Source organism: Thalassospira lucentensis (assembly GCF_001613805.1).
Classification (GTDB): Bacteria; Pseudomonadota; Alphaproteobacteria; order Rhodospirillales; family Thalassospiraceae; genus Thalassospira; species Thalassospira lucentensis_A.
Window position 1 is genome coordinate 136343 of record NZ_LPVY01000005.1, and the last position, 25520, is coordinate 161862.

Consider the following 25520-nt stretch of genomic DNA (forward strand, 5'->3'; position numbering starts at 1 on the left):
TGTTAACAGCTTATGTATTTATCATTGTGATAAATTGAAACCAAACGGGAAAAACGGGCACTTTCTGACGTTCCGCCAATTGCCGCAAACACTGCTTTCCACAACGATAAGTCATGGCAATACATCATCCAAGCTGCTAGTTTCAGCCCGATTTCATCGCCTCGAACATTCCAGAGATCAAAAACATGGATATCAATGCCTTCTTCGATGCCGAATTTGACGAGCATCTTGATCTGGTCGACAAAACCCGCGAAGCAACGCGTGCGCCCTTTGCAAAGCTGGTATCGATCTGCACCAATGCGCTGAATGAAGGCAACAAACTCCTGTTCTTTGGCAATGGCGGATCGGCCGCCGACGCGCAGCATATCGCAACCGAATTTACGGTTCGCTACATCAATGACCGGCGCGCTTTACCAGCCATCGCACTGACAACAGACAGCTCGGCATTGACCGCCATCGGTAACGATTTCGGTTTCGATTATCTGTTCTCGCGCCAGATTGAGGCACTTGGGCGGCCGGGCGATATCGCGATTGGCATTTCGACATCCGGCAACAGCAGGAACGTCAATCTCGGCCTTGAAAAGGCCCGCGAGATGGGGCTGATCGCCACCGGATGGACCGGTAAAACCGGTGGCGCGATGGTCGATCTGTGCGATCCGCTAATGATCGTGCCCAGCAACACCACCGCCCGCATTCAGGAAATGCATATCCAGATCGGGCAGATGCTGGTTGGCGCGCTGGAACATACCCTTGGCCTGACCAAAGCCTGAACCGACCAAACACCTTCGACTTAACGAACAGAAGACGATACGAACATGACCGATCTTAGCCATCTGGCCCAACTGGTTGAACAGCTGCCCAATGCCAAGGTGCTTTGCATCGGCGATGTCATGCTCGACCGGTTTGTGTATGGCTCGGTCACGCGCATTTCGCCCGAGGCACCGATCCCGATCATCCGGGTCGAACGCGAAAGTGCCATGCTGGGCGGGGCGGGCAACGTCACCCGCAATGCAACGGCCCTTGGCGCATCGGTCCGTTTCCTGTCACTTGTCGGTGATGATCTTCCGGGCCGCGAGGTCATAGAATATGTTGCCAATGACAAGGGTGTCGAACCCTATATCCAGATTGAACGCAACCGCCCGACCACGATCAAGACCCGCTATATCGCAGGCGGACAGCAATTGTTGCGATCTGACAACGAAACCACCGCAACGCTTGCGGCGGCAACCATCAGCAACCTGTCGGCTTTGGCTGCACAACTGGCCCCCGATGTCAGCGCTATCGTCCTTTCCGATTACGGCAAGGGTGTTCTGCATGGTGACGTCGTCGCCACAACCATTACCGCCGCCCGCAAGGCTGGAAAACCGGTAATCGTCGATCCCAAGGGTACGGATTACAGCATCTATCGCGGTGCCACGGTCGTCACTCCGAACCGCGCCGAAGCCCAGGCCGCAACCGGGATCGAGATTCATAGCGACGCAGACGCCATTGCTGCGGCGACAAAAATCATCACCGAATGCGGCATTGAAAACGTGCTTCTGACCCGAAGCCAGGACGGCATGACGCTTGTCACCAGCAAGGGTGAGGCCATTCACCTTCCAACCGAGGCCCGCGAAGTATTTGATGTTTCCGGTGCCGGTGACACGGTTGTTGCCTGCCTTGCCTCGGCGATTGCCGGGGGTGCGTCGCTTTCCGATGCAGCCCGCATTGCCAATGTCGCGGCAGGCATTGTGGTTGGCAAAATCGGCACGGCTGTTGTTTATCCGGACGAACTGGTTTCTGTCCTGCATCATCACGACCTGATGATCGGCGAAGCCAAACTGATGCCGCTTGACCGCATGGTGGATCGTGTCGAACGCTGGCGCCGCAAGGGATACAAGGTTGGCTTCACCAATGGCTGTTTCGATCTTTTGCATCCGGGCCATCTCAGCCTTCTGCAACAGGCGCGATCCAATTGTGACCGTCTGATTGTCGGGCTTAATTCCGATGCATCGGTCAAACGACTTAAGGGCGAAGCACGACCCGTGCAATCCGAAGCCGCCCGTGCGGCTGTCCTGGGGTCTCTTGAAACCGTCAGCGGTGTGGTGATTTTCGGCGAAGACACCCCGATCACTGTGATCGAGGCCCTCAAACCCGATATTCTGGTCAAGGGTGCCGATTACACCATCGACAAGGTTGTCGGCGCAGATATCGTTCAGGGGTATGGCGGCAAAGTCGTTCTGGCCAATCTCGCCGACGGTTTTTCGACGACCTCCACCATTGCACGCATCAATCAGGGCAAAGACTAGACCAGCCCAACCCAGATCATCTTCAATAATACCGGCCACGCAGCGTTCAGAATGCAGGACGTGGTGTAAAGCTTAAGCGCCCGGTTAATATCGCTGGCATCGGCATCCCGCCTGCCATCGCCAATATAGGGATCCTCGACCAGTTCCGCGCCGTATTGGCGCGGCCCGGCAAGCGACAGGTCAAGCGCCCCGGCAAAGGCTGCTTCCTGCCACCCGGCATTTGGTGATTTGTGTTTTGACGCATCACGCAGCATTATTTTCCAGGCATGCGCGCCGGAGGTTTTGCGACCGATCACAGCGGCAAGGCAGATCACCCCACCGGCAATCCGTGCAGGGATAAAGTTCACAACATCATCAAGCCGTGCGGCAAATTTTCCGAAATAAAGATAACGGTCACTGCGATGTCCGATCATGGAATCAAGCGTATTGATCGTCTTATACGCACAAAGCCCGATCGACCCGCCCAGCACATACCAGAACAGGGGGGCGACCACGCCATCTGAAAAGTTTTCCGCACAGCTTTCAATCGCCGCCCGGCTGACCCCGGCCTGATCAAGCGATTGCGGATCACGCCCGACAATCATCGAAACCGCCGCCCGTCCCCCCGTAAGGCCATCACGCTTTAAAGCAACCGAAACCGCTTTGACATGCTGATAAAGCCCTTTTTGCGCAATCAGGATGGCAAGCAGCAGAATATCGGCAAACCGGAAAATACCACCAAACGAGGATATCAGCTGGATAACGCCACCAAACACCGTCGCACAGGCAATAACCGCCAGACTGGTAAGGCTTCCACGTAAAAAGCGATCACTGTTGCCATATCGCGATTTGTTCAGGCGTTTTTCAAACCACGCAATCAAATTGCCAATCCAGACCACCGGATGCGGCACCCGCCCGAACAGCCACGGAAAATCACCAAAAACGGCATCCAGCACCAGCGCCAGTACCAGCACGGTGAAAAGTGGGCCCGTAAAACCGGGCTGCGGGATCAGAAATTGAAGGATCGCGGTTTCCATTGCGGCAATGTGCGTTGCGCACGTATTCCCGTCAATGCTCATACGATGTTAAACGGGCAACCGTCTGAACGAGCGGCACGATTTGCCAATCCGACCGGGCTTTGATAGAAGCGATTTCATACTTTTTATTTTTTTTTCATAACAATGTTGACTATCATGTTTAACACCCGACCTCAGGAGGCCGCCCCCATCCCTATCCGCGTTTCGGACGGCAAGGTGCATCACCACAACATCTGCAAACGTCTGTAAAACGGACCACAACAGTTTGTATTTCCATTCCTGTCTGCCCTCGCGACCATTGTTCAATCAGCTGCGGCTTGCATTCCGCAGTCCAATCGGTGAAAACGGGGGTGGCATCGGGTACCGTGGCGGTTTGTGACCGTCATGCACAAAAACACGAGAGAGACAAAGGAGCAGCCTTTTATGTCCCCCAAAGGCGCCGTAATGATTTGCGGACACGGTTCGCGTGATGAGCGCGCTGTTTCACAGTTCAACGCCATGGTTGAAACAATGAAGCAGACCCATCTGGCCGATTATGATGTCGAAAGCGGCTTTCTCGAATTTGCCCACCCGATCCTGCGTGACGGCTTTGAAAAACTCAAAGCCATGGGCCACAAGAAAATCTATGCGCTGCCGGGCATGCTGTTTGCCGCCGGTCACGTCAAAAACGACCTGCCAAGCGAGGTGAACAACTTCGCCCATGAAAACCCTGATATCGACGTGAAATTCGGTCGCGATCTGGCGATTGATCCCAAGCTTCTGCGCGCAAGTGCTGATCGCATCGAAGAAGCCCTTGCAACGGCTGATGATGGCATCACGCGCAAGGACACCCTTCTGATGGTCGTCGGTCGTGGCACCAATGATCCGGATGCCAATTCAAACGTCTATAAGGTCGCCCGCATGCTGCAGGAAGGCCTTGGTTTCGGTCGTACCGAAATCAGCTATTCTGGCGTTGCGCATCCACGCGTCAATGCTGGCCTGCGCGAAGCCATGAAGCTTGGCTACAAGCGTGTGGTGGTCTTCCCGTATTTCCTGTTTGCGGGCATCCTGATCGACCGGATTTACACCCACACCGACGAAGTTGCCGCCGAATTCCCCGATGTCGAGTTCATCAAGGCGGAATATCTGCGCGATCATCCACTGGTGCTGGAAAGCTTTGCCGAACGTCTGGCCGAGATCGATACCGGCGAAAACAATATGAACTGTCAGCTGTGCAAATACCGCGAACAGATCATCGGGTTCGAAGGTGATGTCGGCACAGCCCAGATCGGCCATCATCACCATGTGATGGGGATCGGTACAGACGGGCATAGCCACGGCCACAGTCATGGACATAGCCATGGACATGGTCATGGTCATGGTCATGGGCACCATCACGGACATGGGCATTCCCACAGTCATTCACATGATCATTCACACGATCATGGGCACAGCCATACACATGACCACGCCCACGATCATGCCCATGATGTCAACAAGGCGACCGGCTCCTGACCGGCCGCCCTTCGTTCCTTTGCGAAAGGCGCGGCGATGTTCGACTATCTGCGGGACCCGCAGGAAATCTATCGGCAAAGCTTTGCAACCATCGAAGCCGAAGCCGATCTCGCCCGCTTTCCGAAAGAATTGCGGCCGGTTGCCGTGCGGATCATTCATGCCTGCGGCATGGTTGAAATTGCCGATAAAATTGCATTTGGCAAAAATGTCGCACCTGCTGCAATCGGCGCCCTGCAAAAGGGGAAGCCGATCTTGTGTGACGCGGAAATGGTCCGTCAGGGGATCATTTCCCGCCTGTTGCCCGCCGATAATCCGATCATTTGCACCCTGAATGCAGATGGCAATGCTGAACGCGCGGGCAAACTTGGCACCACACGGTCGGCCGCTGCCATCGAAGACTGGGCAGATCATATCGATGGTGCAATAATTGCCATCGGCAATGCACCAACCGCGCTTTTTCATCTGCTCGAAGCTCTGATTTCGAACCGTCTGGCGAAACCGGCACTGATCATCGGCATGCCGGTGGGCTTCGTCGGGGCCGAGGAAAGCAAGGAAGCCCTGATTGCCCATGCCGGTGACATCCCGTTCGCCACATTGCGCGGCCGGTTTGGCGGCAGCGCAGTCACCGCGGCAACGCTCAACGCATTGGCGCGCCTTGCAGCGCCGGGGCAGACACCGGATGGCACGACCGCAAACCTCAGCGGCGCTGACAAGGGGGATGGCAAATGAACGAACAATCGCCCCTGAACGGCAAGATCACCGTGATCGGCATTGGCGAAGACGGTTATGACGGACTAAGCACGATTGCCCGTCAGATACTTGAAACCGCCAGCGTGATCTTTGGCGGCAAACGCCATATCGCCATGCTGCCCGGATCAAATATTGCCATCCAGAACAGCTGGATTACCCCGTTCGAAGCCAATATGCCCCTGATCGAGGATTGCCTTGATCAGAACCCGGTTATCCTGGCCAGTGGCGACCCGATGTTGTTTGGTGTCGGCAACACACTTGTCAATTATTTCGGTTCCAAATCAATTACCGTAATCCCGCATCCCTCCAGCATCAGTCTGGCAGCCGCCCGCATGGGCTGGGCACTTGCCGAATGCGATGTGATCACGTTGCACGGGCGCGAACCGGAAATCCTGCGATCGCGCCTGTGCCCGCGCGGTAAACTGATTGCGCTTAGTGCCGATGGCAGTACCCCTGCACTGGTGGCGGTTATGCTGTGCGAAGCCGGCTACGATCAAAGCCAAATGACGATTTGCGAACGGCTGGGTGGCACACAGGAACGCATCACCACCCAAACCGCACAGACATGGCAATCCACCGCAACCTCAATGCCCGATGTCAAACCCGTCGATCCGCTGAACCTGATCATGATTGATCTGGTGGCCGGGCCCAAAAGCCGCGTTCTGGGCAATGGTGCTGGTCTGCCCGATGATGCCTTCATCCATGACGGCATGATCACCAAATCGGAAATTCGCGCCCAGACACTGGCATCCCTTGCGCCATGGCGCGACGCCATGCTTTGGGATCTGGGGGCCGGCTGCGGTTCGATTTCCATTGAATGGATGCGTGCTGGCGGTCAGGCCATCGCCATTGAACGCGATGCAAAACGGTGCGATCTGATCGGCAAGAATGCCATCCGCCTTGGCACACCCGATCTGGTCATCCGCCAAAAGGCAATCGAGAACGCAATTGCCTTCGCCGATCAGCTCCCGACACCCGATGCGATTTTTGTCGGCGGTGGTATTACGACCCCCGGTCTGATGGATCGGTGCTGGGATATCCTGCCGATGCATGGGCGGCTGGTGGCCAATACGGTCACGCTGGAAGGCGAAGAAGAATTATTACGGTTCTATAATAAAAAGGGTGGCACCCTGTCGCGCCTGTCGGTTTCCCGGCTAGTTCCACGCGGCAGTTTCAGGGGCTGGAGCAACCTTGCCCCCGTCACCCACTATGTCGGAGTAAAAGTATGAGCGACGCGGCCACCACACCCGCCAGCGCATTGCCCGTGGCGGGTACGGCCTATGGCCTTGGCATCGGGCCGGGCGAACCCGACCTGATCACGCTCAAAGCCTATAATATCCTGCAAAAGGCAGATGTGATTGCCTATCCCGCCCTCGAAGACGGTGCCAGTCTGGCCCGCCAGATCGTCGCCCCGCATGTCCCCGATGGCCGGATCGAAATTGCCATTCGCATCACCATGGGCCAGCCCGCCGACCCGATCTATGATGCCGCCGCCCTTGAAATCGGCGAATATCTGAAAGCCGGAAAAAGCGTTGCAGTCCTGTGCGAAGGCGATCCGTTCTTCTATGGCAGCTTCATGTATCTGTTTGGCCGCCTGGCCGAGGCCGGGCATCCGGTTCAAACCGTGCCGGGCGTCAGTTCAATGATGGCCTGTGCTGCCCAGCTTGGCGCACCGCTTGCCGCCAGAAACGATGTGTTGCAGGTCATTCCGGGACCCTTATCCGAAGAACGGCTGCGCGCGCAGCTTGGCGATACCGATGCGGCCGCCATCATCAAACTTGGCCGCCACTTCGCCAAGGTCCGAAAGGTGATCGAAGAACTTGGCCTGACTGACCGGGCGCGCTATATCGAACGCGCGACGCTTGAAACCCAGAAAATGGTCCCGCTTGGTGACCTTCCGGAAGATGCCATCGCACCCTATTTCTCGATGATCCTGATCCACCGTCGCGGAGATGCATGGCGATGACGACCCCGAATTCCCCCGACGCCAGCACGACCAACCCGATCCTGCCGACGGACCCGATTGCGCCGATTGCGGTCATCTGTCTAACGCAGCGTGCCCTTGCCACCGCCAAACGCATTACCGCAAACCTGCGGGGTGCATCAGTCCACGGCCTGCGCACGCGCGTTTCGGCAAGTGATGTCGATGTCGCGTTCGATGATACCATTACACATCTGCAACAAACATTTTCAGCCGATCATGTGATTATCGGTGTTTGCGCATCGGGCATCCTGATCCGCGCACTGGCGCCGCTTCTGGCCGGCAAATGGCAGGATGCGGCCGTTATCGCCGTCGATGAAGCTGGCAGCACCTTTATTCCGCTTCTGGGCGGGCATCATGGCGGCAATCGGCTGGCACGCGATCTGGCCGAACGGCTGGGCGGGCAGGCGGCGATCACCACGCCCGGCGATGCGATGCTGGGACTGACCCTTGATGAGCCCCCTGTCGGCTGGCATCTTGCCAATCCACAGAACGCCAAACCGGCTACCGCCGCCCTTCTGGCCGGTGAAACCGCCCGGTTCGAGATCGAGGCAGGATCGGCGGCCTGGCTGACCAACAGCAATATCGAACGCAGCGACACCGGCAAGGTCGTCATTCGCACCACCGCTAAGGCGATGGAAATGAATAGCGACGACAGGAACAATTACGAGATTGTCTATCACCCGCCGGTTCTGGCGCTTGGCGTCGGATGCGAACGTCATTGTGAACCGGACGAGCTGATCAAACTCGCAACCGAAACTCTTGCCGAAAATGGCCTGAGCGCGCAAAGCGTTGCCTGCGTGGCATCCATCGATCTCAAGGCCGATGAAGCCGCTGTTCACGCACTGGCCGATCATCTGGGCGTCCCGGCACGTTTTTATGACGCTGAAACATTGGAAGCCGAAGCCCCCCGCCTTGCCAATCCGTCCGACATTGTCTTTGCCGAAACCGGCTGCCACGGCGTTGCTGAGGGCGCGGCACTTGCCACGATCGGCAAGGACGGCACCCTGATCGTTTCGAAACAGAAATCAAAACGGGCCACCTGTGCCATCGGGCTTGCCAGCAATGATATCGACCCGATGCAATCCGGTCGACCGCAGGGACGTCTGTCGATTGTCGGCATTGGTCCCGGACAGACCGGCTGGCGCAGCCCCGAAGCCAGTAGCCTGATTTCGCGTGCCACCGATATTGTCGGCTATCAGATGTATCTTGATCTGCTGGGACCGCTGATTGACGGCAAATCCTGCCATCATTCCGACCTTGGTGCCGAAGAAGCCCGTGCCCGACACGCACTTGAACTGGCCACCACCGGCAGGGACGTCGCCCTGATTGGATCCGGCGATGCTGGGATTTACGCGCTGGCGACCCTTGTGTTCGAACTGCTTGATCGCGAAGATCGTTCTGACTGGAACCGCGTTGCCGTGCAGGTATCGCCGGGCATTTCCGCCCTTCAGGCCGCCGCATCACGGATCGGTGCGCCACTGGGGCATGATTTCTGCGCGATATCGCTTTCTGACCTTCTGACCCCGCGCGAAGATATCCTGCGTCGTCTCAGGGCCGCGGGCGAGGGTGATTTTGTCATTGCCTTCTATAATCCGGTATCCAAACGCCGCCGTGATCTTCTGGCACAGGCGCGCGACATCCTGCTTGAACATCGCGGGCCGGAAACACCGGTTGTGTTGGGTCGGCAGCTTGGTCGCCCAGACGAGGAAATCACGGTCGTTCCGCTTGCGAAACTTGAAGTCGACATGGTCGATATGCTGACCACCGTTCTGGTCGGATCGAGTAACAGCCGCCATATCACACGTGGTGAAAACAGCTGGGTCTATACCCCGCGTGGCTATGCCAAAAAGGGCCCGGACGCAGCCAATGCACCCGTCCACAGCCTCGATAACTCCAAGAATGACCCCAAAAACGATAAGGCAAACTGATGACCGTTCATTTTATCGGTGCCGGCCCCGGCGCCCCCGATCTGATCACCGTTCGCGGGCTTAAACTGATCGAAAAATGTCCGGTCTGTCTCTATGCCGGATCGCTCGTGCCCGAGGAAATCGTCAAATCTGCCCCTGATGGTGCGCGCGTGATTGATACCGCACCAATGAACCTTGATGAAATTCTGGCCGAGATTGAAACGGCCCACGCCGCAGGGCAGGATGTCGCACGCGTGCATTCCGGTGATCCGTCGATCTATGGCGCGATTGCCGAACAGATCCGCAGGCTTGATGACCTTGGCATTCCCTATGACATCACGCCTGGCGTTTCGGCCTATGCCGCCACCGCCGCCGAACTGGGGGCGGAGCTGACGCTGCCCGATATTTCGCAAACCGTGATCCTGACGCGCACCGCCATGCGGTCATCCGCCATGCCCGAAGGCGAAAGCTTGGCCGAACTTGGCCGTTCGCGGGCCACGCTTGCAGTGCATCTGTCGATCAATAATCTAGTCAATGTTGTCCGTGATCTGGTGCCGCATTACGGCGAGGATTGCCCGGTGGTGGTTGCTTATCGCGTCACCTGGCCCGATCAGCAATTCATCCACGGGACGCTTGGCGATATCCGCGCCAAGGTCAAAGGCAGCGGCATCACACGGACCGCCCTGATCATGGTGGGCGAGGTCTTTGGGCGTAAGGATTTCACCGATTCCCGCCTGTATGCCGCCGATCACACTCATGTCTTGCGGCCGGCAAAACCGTAACCGAACTGTAAAGCGCCCGTTTTTTACGCAATCAACAAAACACGCCAGTTCAATTTTTCATCAAACCGTTATTTTGCCGAAAAAAGAATCATTTCAACCGTGAACATGCTTGACCGCCCCTTGCGACACCGCCTTTAATCAAGGGATAAGCAAGGGGAGTGTGCATGTTCAACGAAATGATGATGAACGATGAAGTACGCGAACCTTATCGCGCACTGGTTGACTGGATGGAGGCCAGCGGGCCTGAAACCCTCCAGCAGAAGCGACTTGAGGCAGAAACACTCTTTCGCAAAATCGGCATCACCTTCGCGGTCTATGGCGAAGGTGGCGATCCGGAACGGCTGATTCCGTTCGATCTTATTCCACGCATTTTCACCGCCACGGAATGGCGCAAGCTTGAACGCGGCGTCAAGCAGCGCGCACGCGCGCTCAACACCTTCCTTTACGATGTCTATCACAACGCTGAAATCATCAAGGCCGGGATCATACCCGCCGATCTGGTGTTCAAGAATGCCGCGTTTGAACCGGCCGTGATCGGCATTGATCCGCCGCGGAAGGTTTACAGTCACATTGTCGGTGTTGATGTCGTGCGCGTCGGGCCGGATGATTTCTATGTGCTGGAAGATAACTGCCGCACCCCGTCGGGCGTGTCTTACATGCTCGAAAACCGCGAAATCATGATGCGGATGTTCCCGGAACTGTTTTCGAAATTACGGATCGAGCCGGTCGAAAGCTATCCGGACATGCTCCATAAAACGCTCAAAAGCATTGCTCCCAAACGGTGTGATCGAGAACCCAATATCGTGGTCCTCACACCGGGTGCGATGAACAGCGCCTATTACGAACATTCCTTCCTTGCCGACCAGATGGGTGTTGAACTTGTCGAAGGTCAGGATCTGTTCGTTTCCGAAGGCCGCGTCTATATGCGCACAACGCGCGGGCCCGCCCGGGTTGATGTGATCTATCGCCGGATTGATGATGCCTTTATTGATCCGCTGTGTTTCCGGCCCGATTCCGTGCTGGGCGTTCCTGGCCTGATGAATGTTTATCGATCAGGCGGGGTTGCCATCTGCTCGGCCCCCGGCGCCGGTGTCGCCGATGACAAGGCGATCTATACCTATGTCCCGGACATGATCCGGTTCTACCTTGGGCAGGAACCGATCCTGAACAATGTCCCGACATGGAAATGTGCCAATCCCGATGATCTGAAATATGTGCTGGAAAATCTTGGTGAACTGGTCGTCAAGGAAGTCCACGGTTCGGGCGGGTACGGCATGCTGGTTGGCCCGGCTTCCACCAAGGAAGAGCAGACCACCTACGCCGAACGCATCAAGGCCGATCCGGGTGATTTCATTGCCCAGCCAACTCTTGCCCTTTCCGCCTGCCCGACCTTCGTTGAAAGTGGCATCGCCCCACGCCATGTCGATTTCCGGCCCTTCTGCCTTGTCGGCGATGACATTCGCCTGACTCCGGGCGGTTTGACCCGTGTGGCCATGCGCGAAGGATCACTTGTCGTGAACTCGTCGCAGGGTGGCGGGGTCAAGGACACATGGATCATGGCTGATTAGGAAAAGGGAGGTCACACATGCTTAGTCGTACAGCTGACAACCTTTTCTGGTTGTCCCGTTACGTGGAACGGGCCGAAAACATGGCCCGACTGATGGAAATGGGCTATCGCATGGCTCTGATGCCGGCCGCAGGCGACGGCAACCGGTCCGAATGGGCGTCGGTTCTTTCGGCATCGGGCTGCGCACAGGGCTATGATCCCGATATGCCGCTTCGTCAGGCCGAGGTCACCGATTACCTGATTTTCAATCGCGACAACCCGTCTTCGATCCTGAACTGCTTTGAAAATGCACGTGCCAATGCGCGCGCCATGCGCACCGCCATCACCGCTGAAATGTGGGAAGCATTAAACAATGCCCTGATGGAACTGCGCCGGACGGCAATGCATAATCTTGCAAAAACCGACCTGCCGGAATTCATCGACTGGGTCAAACGGCAGGGTGCACTGTTTCGCGGGGCAACCGATTCAACAATCCTGCGCAACGACGGATACGATTTCATCCGTCTTGGGATTTTTATCGAACGCGCCGACAACACCGCACGATTGCTTGACGTGAAATATTATGTCCTGCTGCCGGAAACCAGCATGGTTGGCGATGGCGTCGATAATTACCAATGGACAACGGTTTTGCGGGCGGCATCGTCTTTGCGTGCCTTCCACTGGGTGTATCGCGATGACTATTCCCCCTATCGCATCGCGCACTTCCTGATCCTTAATCCGTTCAGCCCCCGGTCGCTGGCCCACTGTTCCGAACAGATCACCAACCATCTGGAACATCTGGCCCGCCATTACGGACAACGAAGCCCGGTGCACAGTCTGGCTGTGGAAACCTATTCACTGCTGACTCAAAGCCAGATGGAGGAAATTTTCAGCCAGGGCCTGCATGAATTCCTGTCGGACTTCCTGAAACGCAATCAAACCCTGTCATCGGCAATCGCCGAAACCTATTATTTCGGGGGCCAGTAAGATGCGCCTGACTGTTGAACATCGCACCCATTACCGATTTGCCCCTTCGGCCCGCTATGTGGTGCAAAGCCTTAAACTTACCCCGTCCATTTTTGACGGCCAAAAAGTCATCCGCTGGTCGATCAAGGCAGACGGATGCGTGATCAATTCCGAATTTGTCGATGGCAACGGCGATACCATCAGCACCCTGACCGCAAGCGGCCCGGTTGATTCCGTCGATGTCATCGTGTCTGGCGAAGTCGAAACCATTGATACCGCTGGTGTCCTGCGCGGGCATAGGGAACGTGCCTTTCCGGCGGTATTTCTGCGCTCGACCCCGGTCACCAAATCCAGCGCCGCCATCCGCAAAATGGCCACCAAGGTCGAAAAGAAAACCAGCGCGGATAACCTGCTTGAACGGGCCCATGCCCTTTCAGCCGCCGTGTCTGACGCCGTCGCCTATGTCCCGGGCAGCACCCATGTCCATACCACCGCGGCCGATGCCCTGGCCGATGGTCAGGGTGTCTGTCAGGACCACGCCCATGTCATGATTTCGGCGGCCCGCCATCTTGGCATTCCCGCGCGCTATGTATCGGGTTATCTATTTGCCGATCAGGATGGCAAATCACACGAAGCATCCCATGCATGGGCGGAACTGCATTTGCCCGAACTCGGCTGGGTCGGGTTTGACCCGGCAAACCGCTGCTGCCCGACCGATTATTATATTCGTCTGGGGTCTGGACTTGATGCGCAGGGTGCCACACCTATACGGGGTGTACATACTGGTGGTGCGAACGAGAATTTGGATGTAACAGTCATCGTTGCGCAATCACAGCAATAGCCGGACCCGAGAATAGAAGATGACCTACTGCGTGGGCTTGATGCTTGATGAGGGGATGGTATTCCTCTCCGACACCCGAACCAATGCCGGGCTCGATAACATTTCGCGTTATCGCAAGATGTTCACCTGGGAAGTCCCCGGTGAACGCGCCATCGTGGCGCTGACCGCAGGGAACCTTGCCATCACACAGGCCGTGATGAGCACCCTTCAGGAAGCCATCGACAACCCGGCAACCGAACCGGGCGACTGTATCCTGAGCGCACCCAGCATGTTCCGCGTTGCCGAACTGATGGGCGAGGCGATGCAGAAAGTGCAGCACAAATATCAGGACACGCTTGAACAGCGCAAGGAAAGCAGCTCGGCCTCGATCATGGTCGGTGGGCAACGTAAAGGCGGGGCGCAACGCCTGTTTCTGGTATATGCGGCGGGCAACTTTATAGAGGCCACCGAAGACACGCCCTACCTTCAGATCGGCGAACATAAATACGGCAAACCGATCCTTGATCGCGTGATCACCCCGGAAACGCCGATTGCCGACGGCGTCAAAGCCGCTTTGCTGTCGATGGATTCAACATTGCGATCCAATCTGTCAGTCGGCATGCCGCTTGATCTTGCCGTCCTGCCCGAAGGATCATGCCATTTCTCCGAACATCGGCGGATTGAGGCCGAAGATGCCGGCTTCAAGGCCCTTTCGGACGCATGGTCGCAGGCATTGCGCGAAGCATTCGCTGATATGCCTGACGAACATTGTGCGCCGGACTGCTAAACAAACCTTCTGATATCGCACGATTAATTTACCGGTTACGGATATGCGCGCTCGACAAAATCGGGCGCGCAAATTATCTATAAAATCATGAAAAGTGACATCGACAATACCGTTACCGGCAGGATCACTCGCGAACTGGCCGACCGCATCATCGCCGGGCATATCGCGCCGGGCACGAAATTGCGACAGGACCATTTTGCCGAGGAATTCGGCGCAAGCCACGTACCGGTGCGCGAAGCCTTTCGCCGCCTCGAAGCACAGGGACTGGTCGTAAGCGAACCGCGCCGCGGTGTGCGGGTTGCAAGTTTTGACATCGCCGAAGTCCGCGAAGTTGCCGAAATGCGCGCATCCCTTGAAGTCCTCGCCCTTCGCCATGCCGCCCCGCACCTGACCAGCGCCATTCTCGACGAGGCAGAGGCGATCAACCGCGCAGGCGAAAATGCCCCCGATGTCCGGGCATGGGAAGAAGCCAACCGTGCCTTCCATCGCCTGATCCTGACCCCGTGCGGCATGCCCCGCCTGCTGGCAACCATTGACGATCTGCACGCAGCAAGCGCGCGTTTCCTGTTTTCAGGCTTCCGCATGGAATGGGAAGCCCCCACTGATCAGGATCACCGCGCCATCCTCAAGGCACTCCGCGAACGGCAGTTTGATGTTGCCGCCGCCACCCTTGCCCGTCATGTCAAATGGATCGGCACCAAACCGGGCACCAAAACCCGCCCGTAACCCATTTCTTGAACCCATCCCGAACTGCTCCGAACCCGAAATCCACGGAGCGAACGTGATCCTGCCTGCCTTTTGGCAATGCAGGCCGCTGGCTTGCGCGCAAATTTCCATTTTATAGATAAAAATATATTATTAAAATCAATACTATAGCAGCATACCTTTGCAAATATTCACCAGTTTGACCCAATTATCTATTTTGGGATTGATTTCACCTCCCAGTCGCGGCGTAATTAATAGATGAGATTCGTTTTTTATCTATAATTTTGAATCCGATCCTGAGGAGGATGAAATCACCATGAGCAATGCAATCTCCAAACCGGCCGAAACCCGCATATCATCGGGAATGAAATACAGCCTGATGGTTCTGGCCGGGGTCGCCATCCTGACCGCAAGTGCGAAGATCACCGTTCCCTTCTGGCCGGTGCCGATGACCCTGCAAACCATGGCAATCATGGCAATTGCACTGGCGACCGGCCCGCGCGTTGCCTGTGCGACGGTGCTGGGATATCTGGCGGCAGGGGCGGCTGGTCTGCCGGTTTTTGCCGGTACCCCGGAACGCGGCATCGGGCTTGCCTATATGGTCGGGCCAACCGGCGGCTATCTGCTGGGTTATCTGATTGCTTCGTGGCTGGTCGGTGCACTTGCAAAGGGACGCGGCACGCTGGCGCGTTTTGGCATCATGATGGCCGGCATGATCCCGGTCTATGTTCTGGGTCTGGCATGGCTTGCCGCCTTTGTGCCACTTGAAAAGGTTGCCGAATACGGTTTCACCCCGTTCATTCTGGGCGACACCATCAAGATCGCCCTTGTTGCCCTTGGCAGCGCGGCCTGCACCCGCCTTGTCAACCGCAATAAAGACGGCAACGCCTGATGAACAGTCTTCCCGCACAAAACCCAGCAGTCGATCAAACCATCCGTCACGACTGGACAGTGGACGAGATCGAGGCGATTTATCGCCTGCCACTGCTTGAACTGATGGGCCGCGCCAGCGCGGTCCACAGGACCCATCACGATCCCAATGCCTTGCAAAAGGCCAGCCTGCTATCGATCAAAACCGGCGGCTGCCCCGAAGATTGCGCCTATTGCCCGCAATCGGCCCACCACCGCGAGGTCAATCTGGGCAAGGAACAGTTGATGGACCCCGGCATGGTTTTGAAAATGGCGGCGCGCGCCAAGGCGGCAGGGGCGGATCGTTTCTGCATGGGGGCCGCATGGCGACGCGTGCGCGATGGCGCGGCCTTTGATGCGGTGATCGAAATGGTGCGTGGTGTGCGTAGTCTTGGCATGGAGGCCTGCGTGACCCTCGGCATGCTTGAAACCCGCCATGCCGAACGCCTCGCCGGGGCGGGATTGACCGCCTATAACCATAATCTTGATACCAGCCCGGAATATTACAGTCAGATCATCTCTACCCGGACCTATCAGGACCGGCTTGATACACTGGCTGCCGTGCGCGGTGCCGGGATTGACCTGTGTTGTGGCGGGATCATCGGCATGGGCGAAAGCATCCGGGACAGGGCATCAATGCTTCAGGTCCTCGCCGGTTTCGCACCCCATCCCGAAAGTGTGCCGATCAATGCCCTCGTACCGGTGGCTGGAACGCCTCTTGCCGACCGTGATCCCGTCGATGCCCTTGAATTGGTCCGCATGGTAGCAACCGCGCGCATCACCATGCCAAAATCAACCGTCCGCCTTTCAGCCGGGCGCACCGACCTTACGCGCGAAGCCCAGATCATGTGCCTGATGGCAGGGGCCAATTCTGTATTTTACGGGGAAAAACTTCTGACCACGCCAAACCCGCAGGAAGATAGCGATACCACTCTGTTTGCAGCACTAGGCCCGATTCCAGCGTCGGCGGCCTGACAATACCCAAATCAACCCCCGAACTTGTGCGCCCCACCCGCGCAAGGTTCACCTTGGCGAAGCGCCCCTCAGTCGGGCCTTCGCCATTTTTTATAAATGATCGGAAAACAGCGGAGAAAGGGCGGAAAGCCTAGTGGGCTTCGGCGGTTTCGTGTGGTTGATAGATAAAGCCATGCGCCGGATAAACCCGGCCGAATGTGCCAATCGTGTTCATCATCCGCACTTCCGACCAGTCATTATTGGGCGAAACATCGACAACCGGCTGGCGATAATGCACCTTGCCCCGCGTACGCGAATCACTTCCCCAGTTGGCATGATTGACCATGATCTTGCGGCTGTCGAGGATGGCGGCAACCACCGCAACATGCCCGTATTTCAAACGCGATGTTTTCTTGAGCGCCAGAACGGCACCGACTTCGGGTTTTTTGCCGCGGTTATAAGTATTTTTCGCCTGATCCCACCAGGTCCAGGCATCACCATAAATCTCGATCCCGGAAACCGCGCGTGCATAGGGTACGCATTGCAAAAATTCATCGGTGGGCGCAAAAGGCAGCAGGCGCGACGACGGCAGGCTGACATTGGTGACAGTCGAAACGCCGTCACTTTCAAGGCCGCTATTGGGTTTCGGCGTACTTGCGGATGCAAAACATCCCGATACAAGCATACAAAATCCGATAACGACGGCCAGCCGCATGCGATATTCCCCCAAAAGGCACGATGATTTAAAAGGTCCTGACTCTGGCACCGTAACCCGACGAGTTTTAAACAAGCGTTTACGAAGCACGCCGAAAAACCCGATCATTTTGCCGTTTCTGTGGCAGATTTCGCATCAGTTGTACCAACACGATATAAACGCCAAAGTCCGACAATCGCCGCGCACAGGATCAATGCCCCCGACCCGCGCGCCGTATATTGAATATGCCCTGCCTCGGAAATCGCGCCAAGCATCGTGCCGCCAACAGCAATCCCGCCAAAACTCGTCGCACTCCAGAAGCTCATCACCCGGCCACGCAATTTATTATCGACGGTCAATTGCAATGCGGTTTGCGACCCGACTCCGACCGCTGTCAGACCAAAACCGGTAATCGCCACCAGCATCACCGCAAGCTCGTACCAAGGTGCAAAACCAAGCCCCAGCATACCGCACCCCGCAGCAAAAGCCCCGATGATCGTCACCCGCTGAAAGGCGGCCGGATCGGATTTGACCCGCGACAACATGAATGTCGATGCCACTGCACCGACCCCGCTTGCCGATGCCAGCATGCCAAGCCCGGTGACGCCGCGGTCATAAACTGCCTCGGCAAAGACTGGCATCAGTTCCACCATCCCGGTACCCACCAGTGCGACAAAACAGGATAGCGCCAGAACCGAGCGGATCATCGGATGATGAATGGCGTAATTCGCCCCGTCGACAAGCGCCGCCAGCACCCGTTTGCTTTTGGCATCGGCTGCCCGTTCGACATGGATTTTGACAGTCGCCAGAACAAAGATCATCGGGATATAGGATGCCGCATTGATCATGAATGCCGCCCCGGTACCCCATGTCGCGATCACCACACCACCAACCGCCGGACCAACCAGACGCGATATATTGAAATTCATCGCCGCATAGGCCACGGCGCGGCTCATAAACTCCCGCTGGACAATCACCGGCACCAATGAAAGCCGAACGGGCGTCATCGCACTGGCCAAAACCCCGTTCGTCCCGGCCAGAACCACCATCCAGAAAAGGTTTATCTGCCCTGCCATCGACAGGATCATCAACAGAAATGCGGTTGCTGCCATCATCAGGTTCAGGGTCACCGCCGTTTTGCGCAGATTGACCCGGTCCGCCATCACGCCAAAAACCGGCCCCAGAATGAAGGCCGGGGCGAAATTAAGGGCGGCAATCAACCCGGTCCAGAATGGTGATCCGGTCAATGACCATGCCAGCCACGACATGGCGATTTTCTGTACCCAAAGTCCCTGGGTGGTGATGCATTGGCCGACCAGAAACAGGACAAAGTTTCGATCCTGAAAGATTGATTTCCGGGATGGCTCGGCGGTTGGTGGCAGCACGGATTTTCCAGTTTTCATGACGGGGCGGGATCATCTTGTACCGGACAGCTATATTAACAACGATCTTTGATGGCCATATTTGGGGCGAAATGGCCTGCTATCCGGACAGAACGGTATTTGAAATGTCGCGATGAGTATAGGGACAGGCAAAGGCACGTACCATAGATTGTTCGCCTGATGCATGTATCTGGCCTTCTCAAACCCCTCAGGAAAACACATATTTGTTTTAGGCATCAGGACCTAAAGGAAACGACCGCAGTTAATCATAACGCCGATCAATTTGGCATTCAGGCCTTCGGGGCGGAAACACCCATGCATCAGAACTTCCGGGAAATCGAACGCGAGCAATTCGCGATCCGCAACCAGACTTGCGAATGGACCATTCGGGCCATGACGGCGTTGCGCGCCAAAGTCGACATCAATATCAAGATGCATGGCGACCGGGATCATTTGGCGCAGGGCGATATTTTCATGTTCAACCATTTCGCCCGGTTTGAAACCTTCATCCCGCAATATCTGATCGCGCTCGAAACCGGAGTGTTCTGCCGCTCGATCGCATCGGGCGAGTTTTTTGTCGAAGACAACCGGTTTTCACGCTATCTGCGCGCACTTGGCGGTGTCCCCAACGATTACGAACGTCTGCTGCCGTTCCTGGCCGAGGAAATCCTGCGCGGCGGCAAGGTCGTGATCTTTCCCGAGGGTGGCATGGTCAAGGACCGGCGCGTTCTCGCTGCCGAACGCCCACATCCCAAACGCCCGGATTACAGCATCTATTCCCGTTCTGCCGATCAACGGCGCGCTCATCATACCGGGGCGGCGCTGCTTGGGCTTTGCATTGACGGCTTCAAGATCGGTTTGTCGATGCTGCTTGAGAAGGGCAAACACGACGAGCTTGATCGCTGGGCAGATGCGATTGATACCACGCCCGAAACTCTCAAAGCCGCCCTTGCCAAGCCAACATTGATGTTTCCGGCCAACATCACCTTTCACCCGTTGCGTGTTGACCAGAACCTTCTGGCGCGGGGCGCAGATCTTTTTGCTGGCGGGCTGAGCCCCAAGATGGCCGAAGAACTGATTATCGAAGGCAATCTTCTGTTCAAACGCACGGATATGGATATCCGGCTTGGCGATCCGGTTGATCCGCGCCATCAATTCAACTGGATTGACCGGCGTATGCTAGCCCACCGGGTTGAAACCGCAAACAGCATCGATGATCTTTTCCGTCCGGCCAAAGCGCTTGAGAAAATACCCGACCGCATCACCCAATATGCCATTAGCCGCCATATCAACCCGCTTCGCGATCATTGCATGGGTGTGATGTATTCCAACCTGACACTCAATGTCAGTCATCTGGCATCGCGCCTGATCATGATGTGGCTGGCTGATGGCGTGACCGAGGTCGATATCGCCCATTTTGACCGCACACTTTATCTGGCGATCAAGAATGTCCAGCAGGCCGAAGGCATTCATTTGCATCGCGGCATGCGCAACCCGGCCGACTATATCGGCATCTTTGATCTGAAATGCCCGCAGATTCGCGAATATATTGATGCCGCGGTTCATCTTGGCCTGATCGAACGGTCCGAAGGCAAATATTGCTTCCTGCCGAAATTGCAGGAAGAAGCCACCTTTGATCAGATCCGCATGGACAACCCGGTGATGGTCTATGCCAATGAAATGGCACCGATCAACGCCGCATGGACTGCACTTGAAAAGGCGCGGGACGAAGTCGACCATCTGACACCACGCGATTTTGCCAAACGCCGTTTTGATGATGAAATCCGGGCATGGCAATGGAACCGCGCCAAATACCAGAAACCCAAATACGCCGCGATCAATGATCAGGAAACTGCAACCGCCGATAGCCGCCCCTATCTGTTGCTGCCTAATGGCAACGAACATTTCACCACCGGCGTTCTCGTCGTCCACGGGTTCCTTGCCTCCCCGGCGGAACTTCGAAATCTTGGTGATCGGCTGGCCGCACGCGATTATGCCGTGATGGGAGTCCGCCTTGCCGGGCACGGGACATCCCCGCACGAGTTGCAAAAACGTCCGTGGGGCGATTGGCTGGCATCGGTTCGGCGCGGCTATGAAATCCTGTCGGCCTTTTGCGACAACATCATCATTGTCGGCTTTTCAACCGGTGGGGCGCTTTCGGCCATTCTTGCGGCTGACCGGCCCGAAAAACTGGCCGGGCTCGTCATGGCATCGACACCGCTTAAATTCCGCAATCGCAATCTGATGTTTGTGCCGCTGCTTTATGGTGCGAACAAACTGATGGGCTGGGTACCCTCGGCACAGGAAATGCTCAGTTTCCGGCTTAACGAATCCGAACATCCCGATATCAATTACCGCAACATCCCGATTGGCGGTCTGCACAATCTCCGTCAGGCGGTTGCCGAAATGCAAAACCGTCTGCCCGATGTCGCCTGCCCGATCCTGATTTTACAGGGCGATGGCGATCAGGTCGTCGATCCCGCCAGTGCGACCCTGATCAAACGCCACGCCACCGGATGCAGCCATCTTGATATCCAGGTCCTGGACTCCGATCGCCACGGCATCCTGAACGAGGATATCGACAACGCGGTCAATCGCGTGATCGACTTCGTCTCCAAAACCGCCCCGGCCAACAGCACCCTGACCGCAGCCATCCCGGCCCAATAATCCGAGGGAATGCCCGCCGAAGCCTCCCTTAGCCCCCGGAGCCCTTGAGCCCCCTCGGGCAAACGCCCAACGCCCACGCCACCTCCACAATGCCGCGGGTTAAATCCTCATACAAATAAAATGCGCCCGGGATTTACGATGCTGACGCATCAAATTTCGGGTGAATTCACGCCAACGGAACCCGCTTGACTCTTCGGCAAATTTGCATGACTTTGGATCCATGGATCCAAATAAAATCACTGAAACGCTTCAAAGCGAAATCGAAAACGGCACCCTTGCGCCCGGCACAATCCTGAAACAGGAACGGCTGGCCGAACGGTTCGGTGTCAGCCGGCAACCTGTGCGTCAGGCGCTGGAACGGTTGCTGGCAAACGGGTTGCTAACCAAACGATCCGACCGTAGCCTTGCGGTAAACGGCTTAAGTGCCAACGAGGCCCGCGAACTGTCGCAAATCCGCATTTCCCTTGAAACAACCGCCCTGATCCTGTCGATCCCGCATCTGACACAACGCGACCTGCGCAAGGCAATCCGTTTGAACGACGATCTTTTTGAAGAAGAAGCCCCGGCCATCATCGAGGAGCTCGATATCGCGTTTCACCGGACCCTGTATGCCCCGTGTGGCAATGGTCGCCTGTTACAGATGATTGACGAATTGCGCCGCGAAGCGCGCCGCTCCTACCACCGGCAGCCAGCAGGATCACAGGCGCGCAAAGCGTTTTACGAAGAACATAATGACCTGCTGGCCGTATGTAACCTTGGCGATGTTAGCAAGGCCGTTGAAATTATTGAAAAACATATCGGCATCACCTCACGACAACTTGTCGAGCATCCCGAAAATGGAGCCCCGCAATGAGCAGTTTTGGCGCAGAAGTCAGATGGCAACGCGACGGCTCAAACTTTGCCGACCGCCGGTATAGCCGCGGTCATCTTTGGCGGTTTGACGGCGGGGTCGAAGTCCCCGCATCGTCATCCCCCCATGTCGTGCCGCTACCCTATTCCGTCGCCGAAAATGTCGATCCCGAAGAAGCCTATGTCGCCGCCCTTTCAAGCTGCCACATGCTGTTCTTCCTTGATTTCGCATCGCGTCGGAAAATCATTGTCGACGGCTATGTCGATGCTGCAACCGGCGTCATGGAAATGCAGGACGGCAAAACAGTCATCACCCGGGTCGAACTTTGCCCCAAGGTCACCTATGCCAGCACAGCCCCGACGGCAGAGATCGAGGCCGAACTGCATCACGCCGCCCACGAGGCCTGCTTCCTTGCCAATTCGGTCAAAACCGAAATCAGCATCAAACTTGATTAGGCTCATTACCTGTCAGGTAATCGTTTTGCTTCCCGACCTGTCATAACCTGCCCCGGTCAATATCGAAATCAGACCGAAGGCCGAGATCATGAATGCAACCGTTAACACCGAAACAGGCCCGATTGCCGGCACCGTTATGCTGACCATCAAACCGGGCAGGGAAGACGAATTTCTTGCCCTGCTTCACCCGGTTCTGGATGCGATGCGCTATGAGGCAACATTCATCAATGCCTTCCTGCATCACCATCCGGACGAACCCAATCGTTTCATGCTGTATGAAACGTGGGCCGATCTGGAAGATTTGATGGAAGTACAGATGCACCGTCCCTATCGGCAGGCCTTCTGGGACAGTTTGCCGGAACTTCTTGCGATCCCGCGCGAGATTGCCGTCTGGACCCCGATGCGCAGCGACATCGCCCTGTTTTCAGGCCGCTCATAACCGGCCCAAGTGGCCTTTTAAGGCTTGGTCGCGCAGATGGCGTAACGATGCTGGGCACCACGTTCCAGCCCCTTGGCAAGCGTAAGATGCTTTGACTGGGCGCGGTGAATCTGGCGCATGTTGAAATCGACCATCACCGGGTCGAACCCGGCGGTTTTCAGCATTGATGTCACTTCGTCAGCACGGGCACCCTGGGAAAAATGAACGCGTGCAAGAATATCGCGATGGGTCTTGAGCTGCGGGATTTCGGCAACATCGCGTTTCAACCCGATGGATTGCAGGAACCCCGTCATCGCCTTGTTTAGCTTACTGACCCAGGTGGGCGAGACGAAATCACCATCCACCACCAGAAGCTTACCCCCCGGTTTCAAAACCCGGAACCATTCAGCAAAGGCCACGGCCGGATCAACCAGCGTCCAGACCAGATGCCGTGTGACGATGACATCATAGCTGTTATCGTCTTCAAGCGTGTTTTCCGCATCGCCAAGGATGAACCGGATATTGGACTGACGCAGTTTCGATTTGGCCCGCGCCTTTTCCAGCATCGCTTCGGACCAATCAAGCCCGGTAACCTCGAACCCCAGATCATGCATCAAATGGCTGATAACGCCGGTGCCACTGGCAAGGTCAAGCGCACTTTTGCCGGTCCCGTCGCCCAGATGACGGCGAAACAGGTCGTGCCACGCCAGACGTTCCTGATCTGAGAAAATCTCGTGCCCGGGCTGTTCGTCGAACGTTGCCGCGCGCATGGACCAGTATTCCTTGATCTCGTCACGCAGATTGAAATTGCTTGAATGCGTTGTCATCGCCCGGTCGTCCCCCAATGGCCCATATCTGCGAAAAGTTTGCGCGATCTTGTGGGAACCGCAAACCGACAGATATCGGCACAAATACCATCCAATCCATAAAAAAATCAATTAATGCGAAAAGTATTGATTTGCATTCTCATTAAATGATAATGCCGCGGTCAGGCAATCCTAAACAAGGGTACGGGAATGAAATTTTTTGGCGCTATTGCTGCGGTTGCGTTGATGGTCGCGGGGACCGTCCACGCAGCAGAAACCGTCACGATCACCGATGTGGCCGGGCGTGAAGTTTCGGTCAAGGTTCCGGCAGAAAAGCTTATTCTTGGCGAAGGTCGCCTGATTTACGGCCTTGCAACGCTTGATAGCGCAGAACCGTTCAAGCGAGTCGTTGGCTGGCGCGATGACCTGAAAAAGGCCGATCCGCAGACCTATGACATCTATGCCGCCAAATACCCGTCCATTAATGATCTGCCGACCTTCGGCGGAATCAAGGATGGCACATTCGATATCGAACAGGCCATCGCCCTTAAACCCGACGTCATCGTGATGAACCTTGAAGCCAAGGGAGCCACCGAAGACGCGGCCCTTGACGAAAAGCTTGCAGCGGTCGGCATTCCGCTGGTTTATATCGATTTCCGCGAACGCCCGATTGAAAACACCGATACCAGCATGCGCATTCTGGGCACCATCACCGGTGAACAGGACCGTGCCGAGGAATTCATCAAATTCCGCAACGATAAAATCGCCGTTGTGACCGATCGCCTTGCCAAGGCCAATCCAGCCAAACCTGACGTTTTCATCGAACGCGCAGCCGGTTTTTCCGATGAATGCTGCATGTCGTTTGGCAATGAAAACTTTGGGAAAATGGTTGAGATTGCCGGTGGTACCAACATCGCTGCAACAATCATTCCGGGCACCTTTGGTACGATCAACCCTGAACAGGTTGTTGCATCAAACCCCGATCAGGTCATCGCAACCGGCGCAAGCTGGGAAGCCTATTCACCGGGTGGTGCGTGGGTCGGACTCGGCCCGAATGCAGACATGAAAGAGGCCCATCGCAAGCTTGAAAACCTTATGAACCGCCCGGCATTCACCGGCATCAAAGCCGTTGAAAACGGTAAAATTCATGCGGTCTGGCACCAGTTCTATAACAGCCCCTATCAGTTCGTGGTCATCGAACAGATGGCAAAATGGCTGCATCCGGATCTGTTTGCCGATATCGACCCGGAGGCATCGTTCCGCGAACTGCATGAGCGGTTCCTGTCAACGCCGTATCAGCCGGGTTATTTCGTTTCCGTTAGCGATCAGAACTGATTTCC

At 56.3% G+C, this 25520-nt stretch carries 24 protein-coding genes; 20 read left to right on the forward strand and 4 right to left on the reverse strand.

Annotation, left to right across the window (positions count from 1 at the left end; all coding sequences use genetic code 11):
* The first annotated feature begins 185 nt into the window (after positions 1-185).
* Positions 186-770, forward strand: a complete 585-nt coding sequence (locus tag AUP42_RS05840; protein ID WP_062949829.1) for a D-sedoheptulose 7-phosphate isomerase — start codon at positions 186-188, stop codon at positions 768-770.
* A gap of 45 nt (positions 771-815) precedes the next feature.
* Positions 816-2288 carry a D-glycero-beta-D-manno-heptose-7-phosphate kinase gene (gene rfaE1 / locus AUP42_RS05845; protein ID WP_062949831.1) on the forward strand — a complete coding sequence of 491 codons (1473 nt, stop codon included), beginning with the start codon at positions 816-818 and terminating at the stop codon, positions 2286-2288.
* Here the strand turns inward: rfaE1 and cbiB are convergent.
* A complete protein-coding gene (cbiB, locus tag AUP42_RS05850) occupies positions 2285-3304 on the reverse strand; it encodes an adenosylcobinamide-phosphate synthase CbiB (RefSeq protein WP_197468245.1) in 1020 nt (339 codons plus the stop codon). The two genes, rfaE1 and cbiB, sit on opposite strands and share 4 nt — an antisense overlap.
* A gap of 423 nt (positions 3305-3727) precedes the next feature.
* On the opposite strand from cbiB, the gene AUP42_RS05855 reads away from it, so the two are divergent.
* The 13 genes from AUP42_RS05855 (at position 3728) to bioB (ending at position 16929) form a co-directional block, all read left to right on the forward strand.
* The gene (locus AUP42_RS05855; protein WP_062949834.1) at positions 3728-4798 is read left to right on the forward strand and encodes a sirohydrochlorin chelatase; all 1071 of its coding nucleotides are present in this window, start codon (positions 3728-3730) and stop codon (positions 4796-4798) included.
* Between the two features lie 36 nt (positions 4799-4834).
* Complete coding sequence (locus AUP42_RS05860) at positions 4835-5527, forward strand: precorrin-8X methylmutase (RefSeq protein WP_062949836.1); 693 nt, start codon at positions 4835-4837, stop codon at positions 5525-5527.
* A complete protein-coding gene (locus tag AUP42_RS05865; RefSeq protein WP_062949838.1) occupies positions 5524-6777 on the forward strand; it encodes a bifunctional cobalt-precorrin-7 (C(5))-methyltransferase/cobalt-precorrin-6B (C(15))-methyltransferase in 1254 nt (417 codons plus the stop codon). Before AUP42_RS05860 ends, AUP42_RS05865 begins: the two co-directional genes overlap by 4 nt.
* Positions 6774-7514, forward strand: a complete 741-nt coding sequence (cobI, locus tag AUP42_RS05870; RefSeq protein ID WP_062949840.1) for a precorrin-2 C(20)-methyltransferase — start codon at positions 6774-6776, stop codon at positions 7512-7514. The genes AUP42_RS05865 and cobI overlap by 4 nt, the downstream gene beginning before the upstream one ends.
* Positions 7511-9460 (forward strand): precorrin-3B C(17)-methyltransferase, encoded by a 1950-nt coding sequence (gene cobJ, locus AUP42_RS05875; RefSeq protein ID WP_231858172.1) that lies wholly within the window; start codon positions 7511-7513, stop codon positions 9458-9460. Before cobI ends, cobJ begins: the two co-directional genes overlap by 4 nt.
* Entirely contained in the window at positions 9460-10221 is a 762-nt protein-coding gene (gene cobM / locus AUP42_RS05880) for a precorrin-4 C(11)-methyltransferase (RefSeq protein ID WP_062949844.1), read from the forward strand. Before cobJ ends, cobM begins: the two co-directional genes overlap by 1 nt.
* Before the next feature lie 164 nt (positions 10222-10385).
* Complete coding sequence (locus tag AUP42_RS05885) at positions 10386-11789, forward strand: circularly permuted type 2 ATP-grasp protein (RefSeq protein ID WP_062949846.1); 1404 nt, start codon at positions 10386-10388, stop codon at positions 11787-11789.
* Between the two features lie 17 nt (positions 11790-11806).
* Positions 11807-12754, forward strand: a complete 948-nt coding sequence (locus tag AUP42_RS05890) for an alpha-E domain-containing protein (RefSeq protein ID WP_062949851.1) — start codon at positions 11807-11809, stop codon at positions 12752-12754.
* Between the two features lies 1 nt (position 12755).
* Positions 12756-13574, forward strand: coding sequence for a transglutaminase family protein (locus AUP42_RS05895; RefSeq protein WP_062949853.1), 819 nt, complete (start codon positions 12756-12758; stop codon positions 13572-13574).
* 19 nt (positions 13575-13593) lie between these two features.
* A complete protein-coding gene (locus AUP42_RS05900) occupies positions 13594-14340 on the forward strand; it encodes a proteasome-type protease (RefSeq protein WP_062949855.1) in 747 nt (248 codons plus the stop codon).
* 87 nt (positions 14341-14427) lie between these two features.
* Positions 14428-15066 (forward strand): GntR family transcriptional regulator, encoded by a 639-nt coding sequence (locus AUP42_RS05905; protein ID WP_062949857.1) that lies wholly within the window; start codon positions 14428-14430, stop codon positions 15064-15066.
* Between the two features lie 295 nt (positions 15067-15361).
* Positions 15362-15937 (forward strand): biotin transporter BioY, encoded by a 576-nt coding sequence (locus tag AUP42_RS05910; protein WP_062949859.1) that lies wholly within the window; start codon positions 15362-15364, stop codon positions 15935-15937.
* Positions 15937-16929, forward strand: coding sequence for a biotin synthase BioB (gene bioB / locus AUP42_RS05915; RefSeq protein WP_062949861.1), 993 nt, complete (start codon positions 15937-15939; stop codon positions 16927-16929). The genes AUP42_RS05910 and bioB overlap by 1 nt, the downstream gene beginning before the upstream one ends.
* A 130-nt stretch (positions 16930-17059) precedes the next feature.
* Here the strand turns inward: bioB and AUP42_RS05920 are convergent, their stop codons facing one another.
* Both AUP42_RS05920 and AUP42_RS05925 read right to left on the reverse strand, forming a co-directional pair.
* Entirely contained in the window at positions 17060-17623 is a 564-nt protein-coding gene (locus AUP42_RS05920; RefSeq protein ID WP_062949863.1) for a CHAP domain-containing protein, read from the reverse strand.
* A 104-nt stretch (positions 17624-17727) separates the two neighbouring features.
* Positions 17728-19005 carry an MFS transporter gene (locus AUP42_RS05925; protein WP_062949865.1) on the reverse strand — a complete coding sequence of 426 codons (1278 nt, stop codon included), beginning with the start codon at positions 19003-19005 and terminating at the stop codon, positions 17728-17730.
* A 294-nt stretch (positions 19006-19299) separates the two neighbouring features.
* On the opposite strand from AUP42_RS05925, the gene AUP42_RS05930 reads away from it, so the two are divergent.
* From AUP42_RS05930 to AUP42_RS05945, 4 genes are all read left to right on the forward strand, one after another.
* On the forward strand, positions 19300-21651 hold the full coding sequence (locus AUP42_RS05930; protein ID WP_062949867.1) for an alpha/beta fold hydrolase: 2352 nt from the start codon (positions 19300-19302) through the stop codon (positions 21649-21651).
* Positions 21652-21871: 220 nt separating this feature from the next.
* Positions 21872-22504 (forward strand): GntR family transcriptional regulator, encoded by a 633-nt coding sequence (locus AUP42_RS05935; RefSeq protein WP_062950507.1) that lies wholly within the window; start codon positions 21872-21874, stop codon positions 22502-22504.
* Positions 22501-22956 carry an OsmC family protein gene (locus AUP42_RS05940; RefSeq protein WP_062949869.1) on the forward strand — a complete coding sequence of 152 codons (456 nt, stop codon included), beginning with the start codon at positions 22501-22503 and terminating at the stop codon, positions 22954-22956. Before AUP42_RS05935 ends, AUP42_RS05940 begins: the two co-directional genes overlap by 4 nt.
* An 88-nt stretch (positions 22957-23044) precedes the next feature.
* Positions 23045-23395: a putative quinol monooxygenase gene (locus tag AUP42_RS05945; RefSeq protein ID WP_197468246.1), complete on the forward strand. Its 351-nt coding sequence runs from the start codon at positions 23045-23047 to the stop codon at positions 23393-23395.
* Positions 23396-23412: 17 nt separating this feature from the next.
* On the opposite strand, the gene AUP42_RS05950 is transcribed toward AUP42_RS05945, so the two are convergent.
* A complete protein-coding gene (locus tag AUP42_RS05950) occupies positions 23413-24201 on the reverse strand; it encodes a class I SAM-dependent methyltransferase (protein WP_062949871.1) in 789 nt (262 codons plus the stop codon).
* Between the two features lie 189 nt (positions 24202-24390).
* Between AUP42_RS05950 and AUP42_RS05955 the strand changes: the two genes are divergently transcribed.
* Positions 24391-25515, forward strand: a complete 1125-nt coding sequence (locus AUP42_RS05955) for an ABC transporter substrate-binding protein (protein WP_062949873.1) — start codon at positions 24391-24393, stop codon at positions 25513-25515.
* The last annotated feature ends 5 nt before the right edge of the window (positions 25516-25520 follow it).

What these genes read in the sequence shown, in the direction of transcription:
- AUP42_RS05940 (WP_062949869.1), top strand. Translation starts at nt 22,501, where the DNA reads ATGAGCAGTTTTGGCGCAGAAGTCAGATGGCAACGCGACGGCTCAAAC.
- bioB (WP_062949861.1), top strand. Translation starts at nt 15,937, where the DNA reads ATGAACAGTCTTCCCGCACAAAACCCAGCAGTCGATCAAACCATCCGT.
- rfaE1 (WP_062949831.1), top strand. Translation starts at nt 816, where the DNA reads ATGACCGATCTTAGCCATCTGGCCCAACTGGTTGAACAGCTGCCCAAT.
- AUP42_RS05900 (WP_062949855.1), top strand. Translation starts at nt 13,594, where the DNA reads ATGACCTACTGCGTGGGCTTGATGCTTGATGAGGGGATGGTATTCCTC.
- AUP42_RS05855 (WP_062949834.1), top strand. Translation starts at nt 3,728, where the DNA reads ATGTCCCCCAAAGGCGCCGTAATGATTTGCGGACACGGTTCGCGTGAT.
- AUP42_RS05885 (WP_062949846.1), top strand. Translation starts at nt 10,386, where the DNA reads ATGTTCAACGAAATGATGATGAACGATGAAGTACGCGAACCTTATCGC.
- AUP42_RS05950 (WP_062949871.1), bottom strand. Translation starts at nt 24,201, where the DNA reads ATGACAACGCATTCAAGCAATTTCAATCTGCGTGACGAGATCAAGGAA.
- AUP42_RS05860 (WP_062949836.1), top strand. Translation starts at nt 4,835, where the DNA reads ATGTTCGACTATCTGCGGGACCCGCAGGAAATCTATCGGCAAAGCTTT.
- AUP42_RS05840 (WP_062949829.1), top strand. Translation starts at nt 186, where the DNA reads ATGGATATCAATGCCTTCTTCGATGCCGAATTTGACGAGCATCTTGAT.
- AUP42_RS05935 (WP_062950507.1), top strand. Translation starts at nt 21,872, where the DNA reads ATGGATCCAAATAAAATCACTGAAACGCTTCAAAGCGAAATCGAAAAC.
- AUP42_RS05945 (WP_197468246.1), top strand. Translation starts at nt 23,045, where the DNA reads ATGAATGCAACCGTTAACACCGAAACAGGCCCGATTGCCGGCACCGTT.
- AUP42_RS05925 (WP_062949865.1), bottom strand. Translation starts at nt 19,005, where the DNA reads ATGAAAACTGGAAAATCCGTGCTGCCACCAACCGCCGAGCCATCCCGG.
- AUP42_RS05955 (WP_062949873.1), top strand. Translation starts at nt 24,391, where the DNA reads ATGAAATTTTTTGGCGCTATTGCTGCGGTTGCGTTGATGGTCGCGGGG.
- AUP42_RS05930 (WP_062949867.1), top strand. Translation starts at nt 19,300, where the DNA reads ATGCATCAGAACTTCCGGGAAATCGAACGCGAGCAATTCGCGATCCGC.
- AUP42_RS05910 (WP_062949859.1), top strand. Translation starts at nt 15,362, where the DNA reads ATGAGCAATGCAATCTCCAAACCGGCCGAAACCCGCATATCATCGGGA.
- cobI (WP_062949840.1), top strand. Translation starts at nt 6,774, where the DNA reads ATGAGCGACGCGGCCACCACACCCGCCAGCGCATTGCCCGTGGCGGGT.
- cobJ (WP_231858172.1), top strand. Translation starts at nt 7,511, where the DNA reads ATGACGACCCCGAATTCCCCCGACGCCAGCACGACCAACCCGATCCTG.
- cobM (WP_062949844.1), top strand. Translation starts at nt 9,460, where the DNA reads ATGACCGTTCATTTTATCGGTGCCGGCCCCGGCGCCCCCGATCTGATC.
- AUP42_RS05895 (WP_062949853.1), top strand. Translation starts at nt 12,756, where the DNA reads ATGCGCCTGACTGTTGAACATCGCACCCATTACCGATTTGCCCCTTCG.
- AUP42_RS05920 (WP_062949863.1), bottom strand. Translation starts at nt 17,623, where the DNA reads ATGCGGCTGGCCGTCGTTATCGGATTTTGTATGCTTGTATCGGGATGT.
- AUP42_RS05865 (WP_062949838.1), top strand. Translation starts at nt 5,524, where the DNA reads ATGAACGAACAATCGCCCCTGAACGGCAAGATCACCGTGATCGGCATT.
- cbiB (WP_197468245.1), bottom strand. Translation starts at nt 3,304, where the DNA reads ATGGAAACCGCGATCCTTCAATTTCTGATCCCGCAGCCCGGTTTTACG.
- AUP42_RS05890 (WP_062949851.1), top strand. Translation starts at nt 11,807, where the DNA reads ATGCTTAGTCGTACAGCTGACAACCTTTTCTGGTTGTCCCGTTACGTG.
- AUP42_RS05905 (WP_062949857.1), top strand. Translation starts at nt 14,428, where the DNA reads ATGAAAAGTGACATCGACAATACCGTTACCGGCAGGATCACTCGCGAA.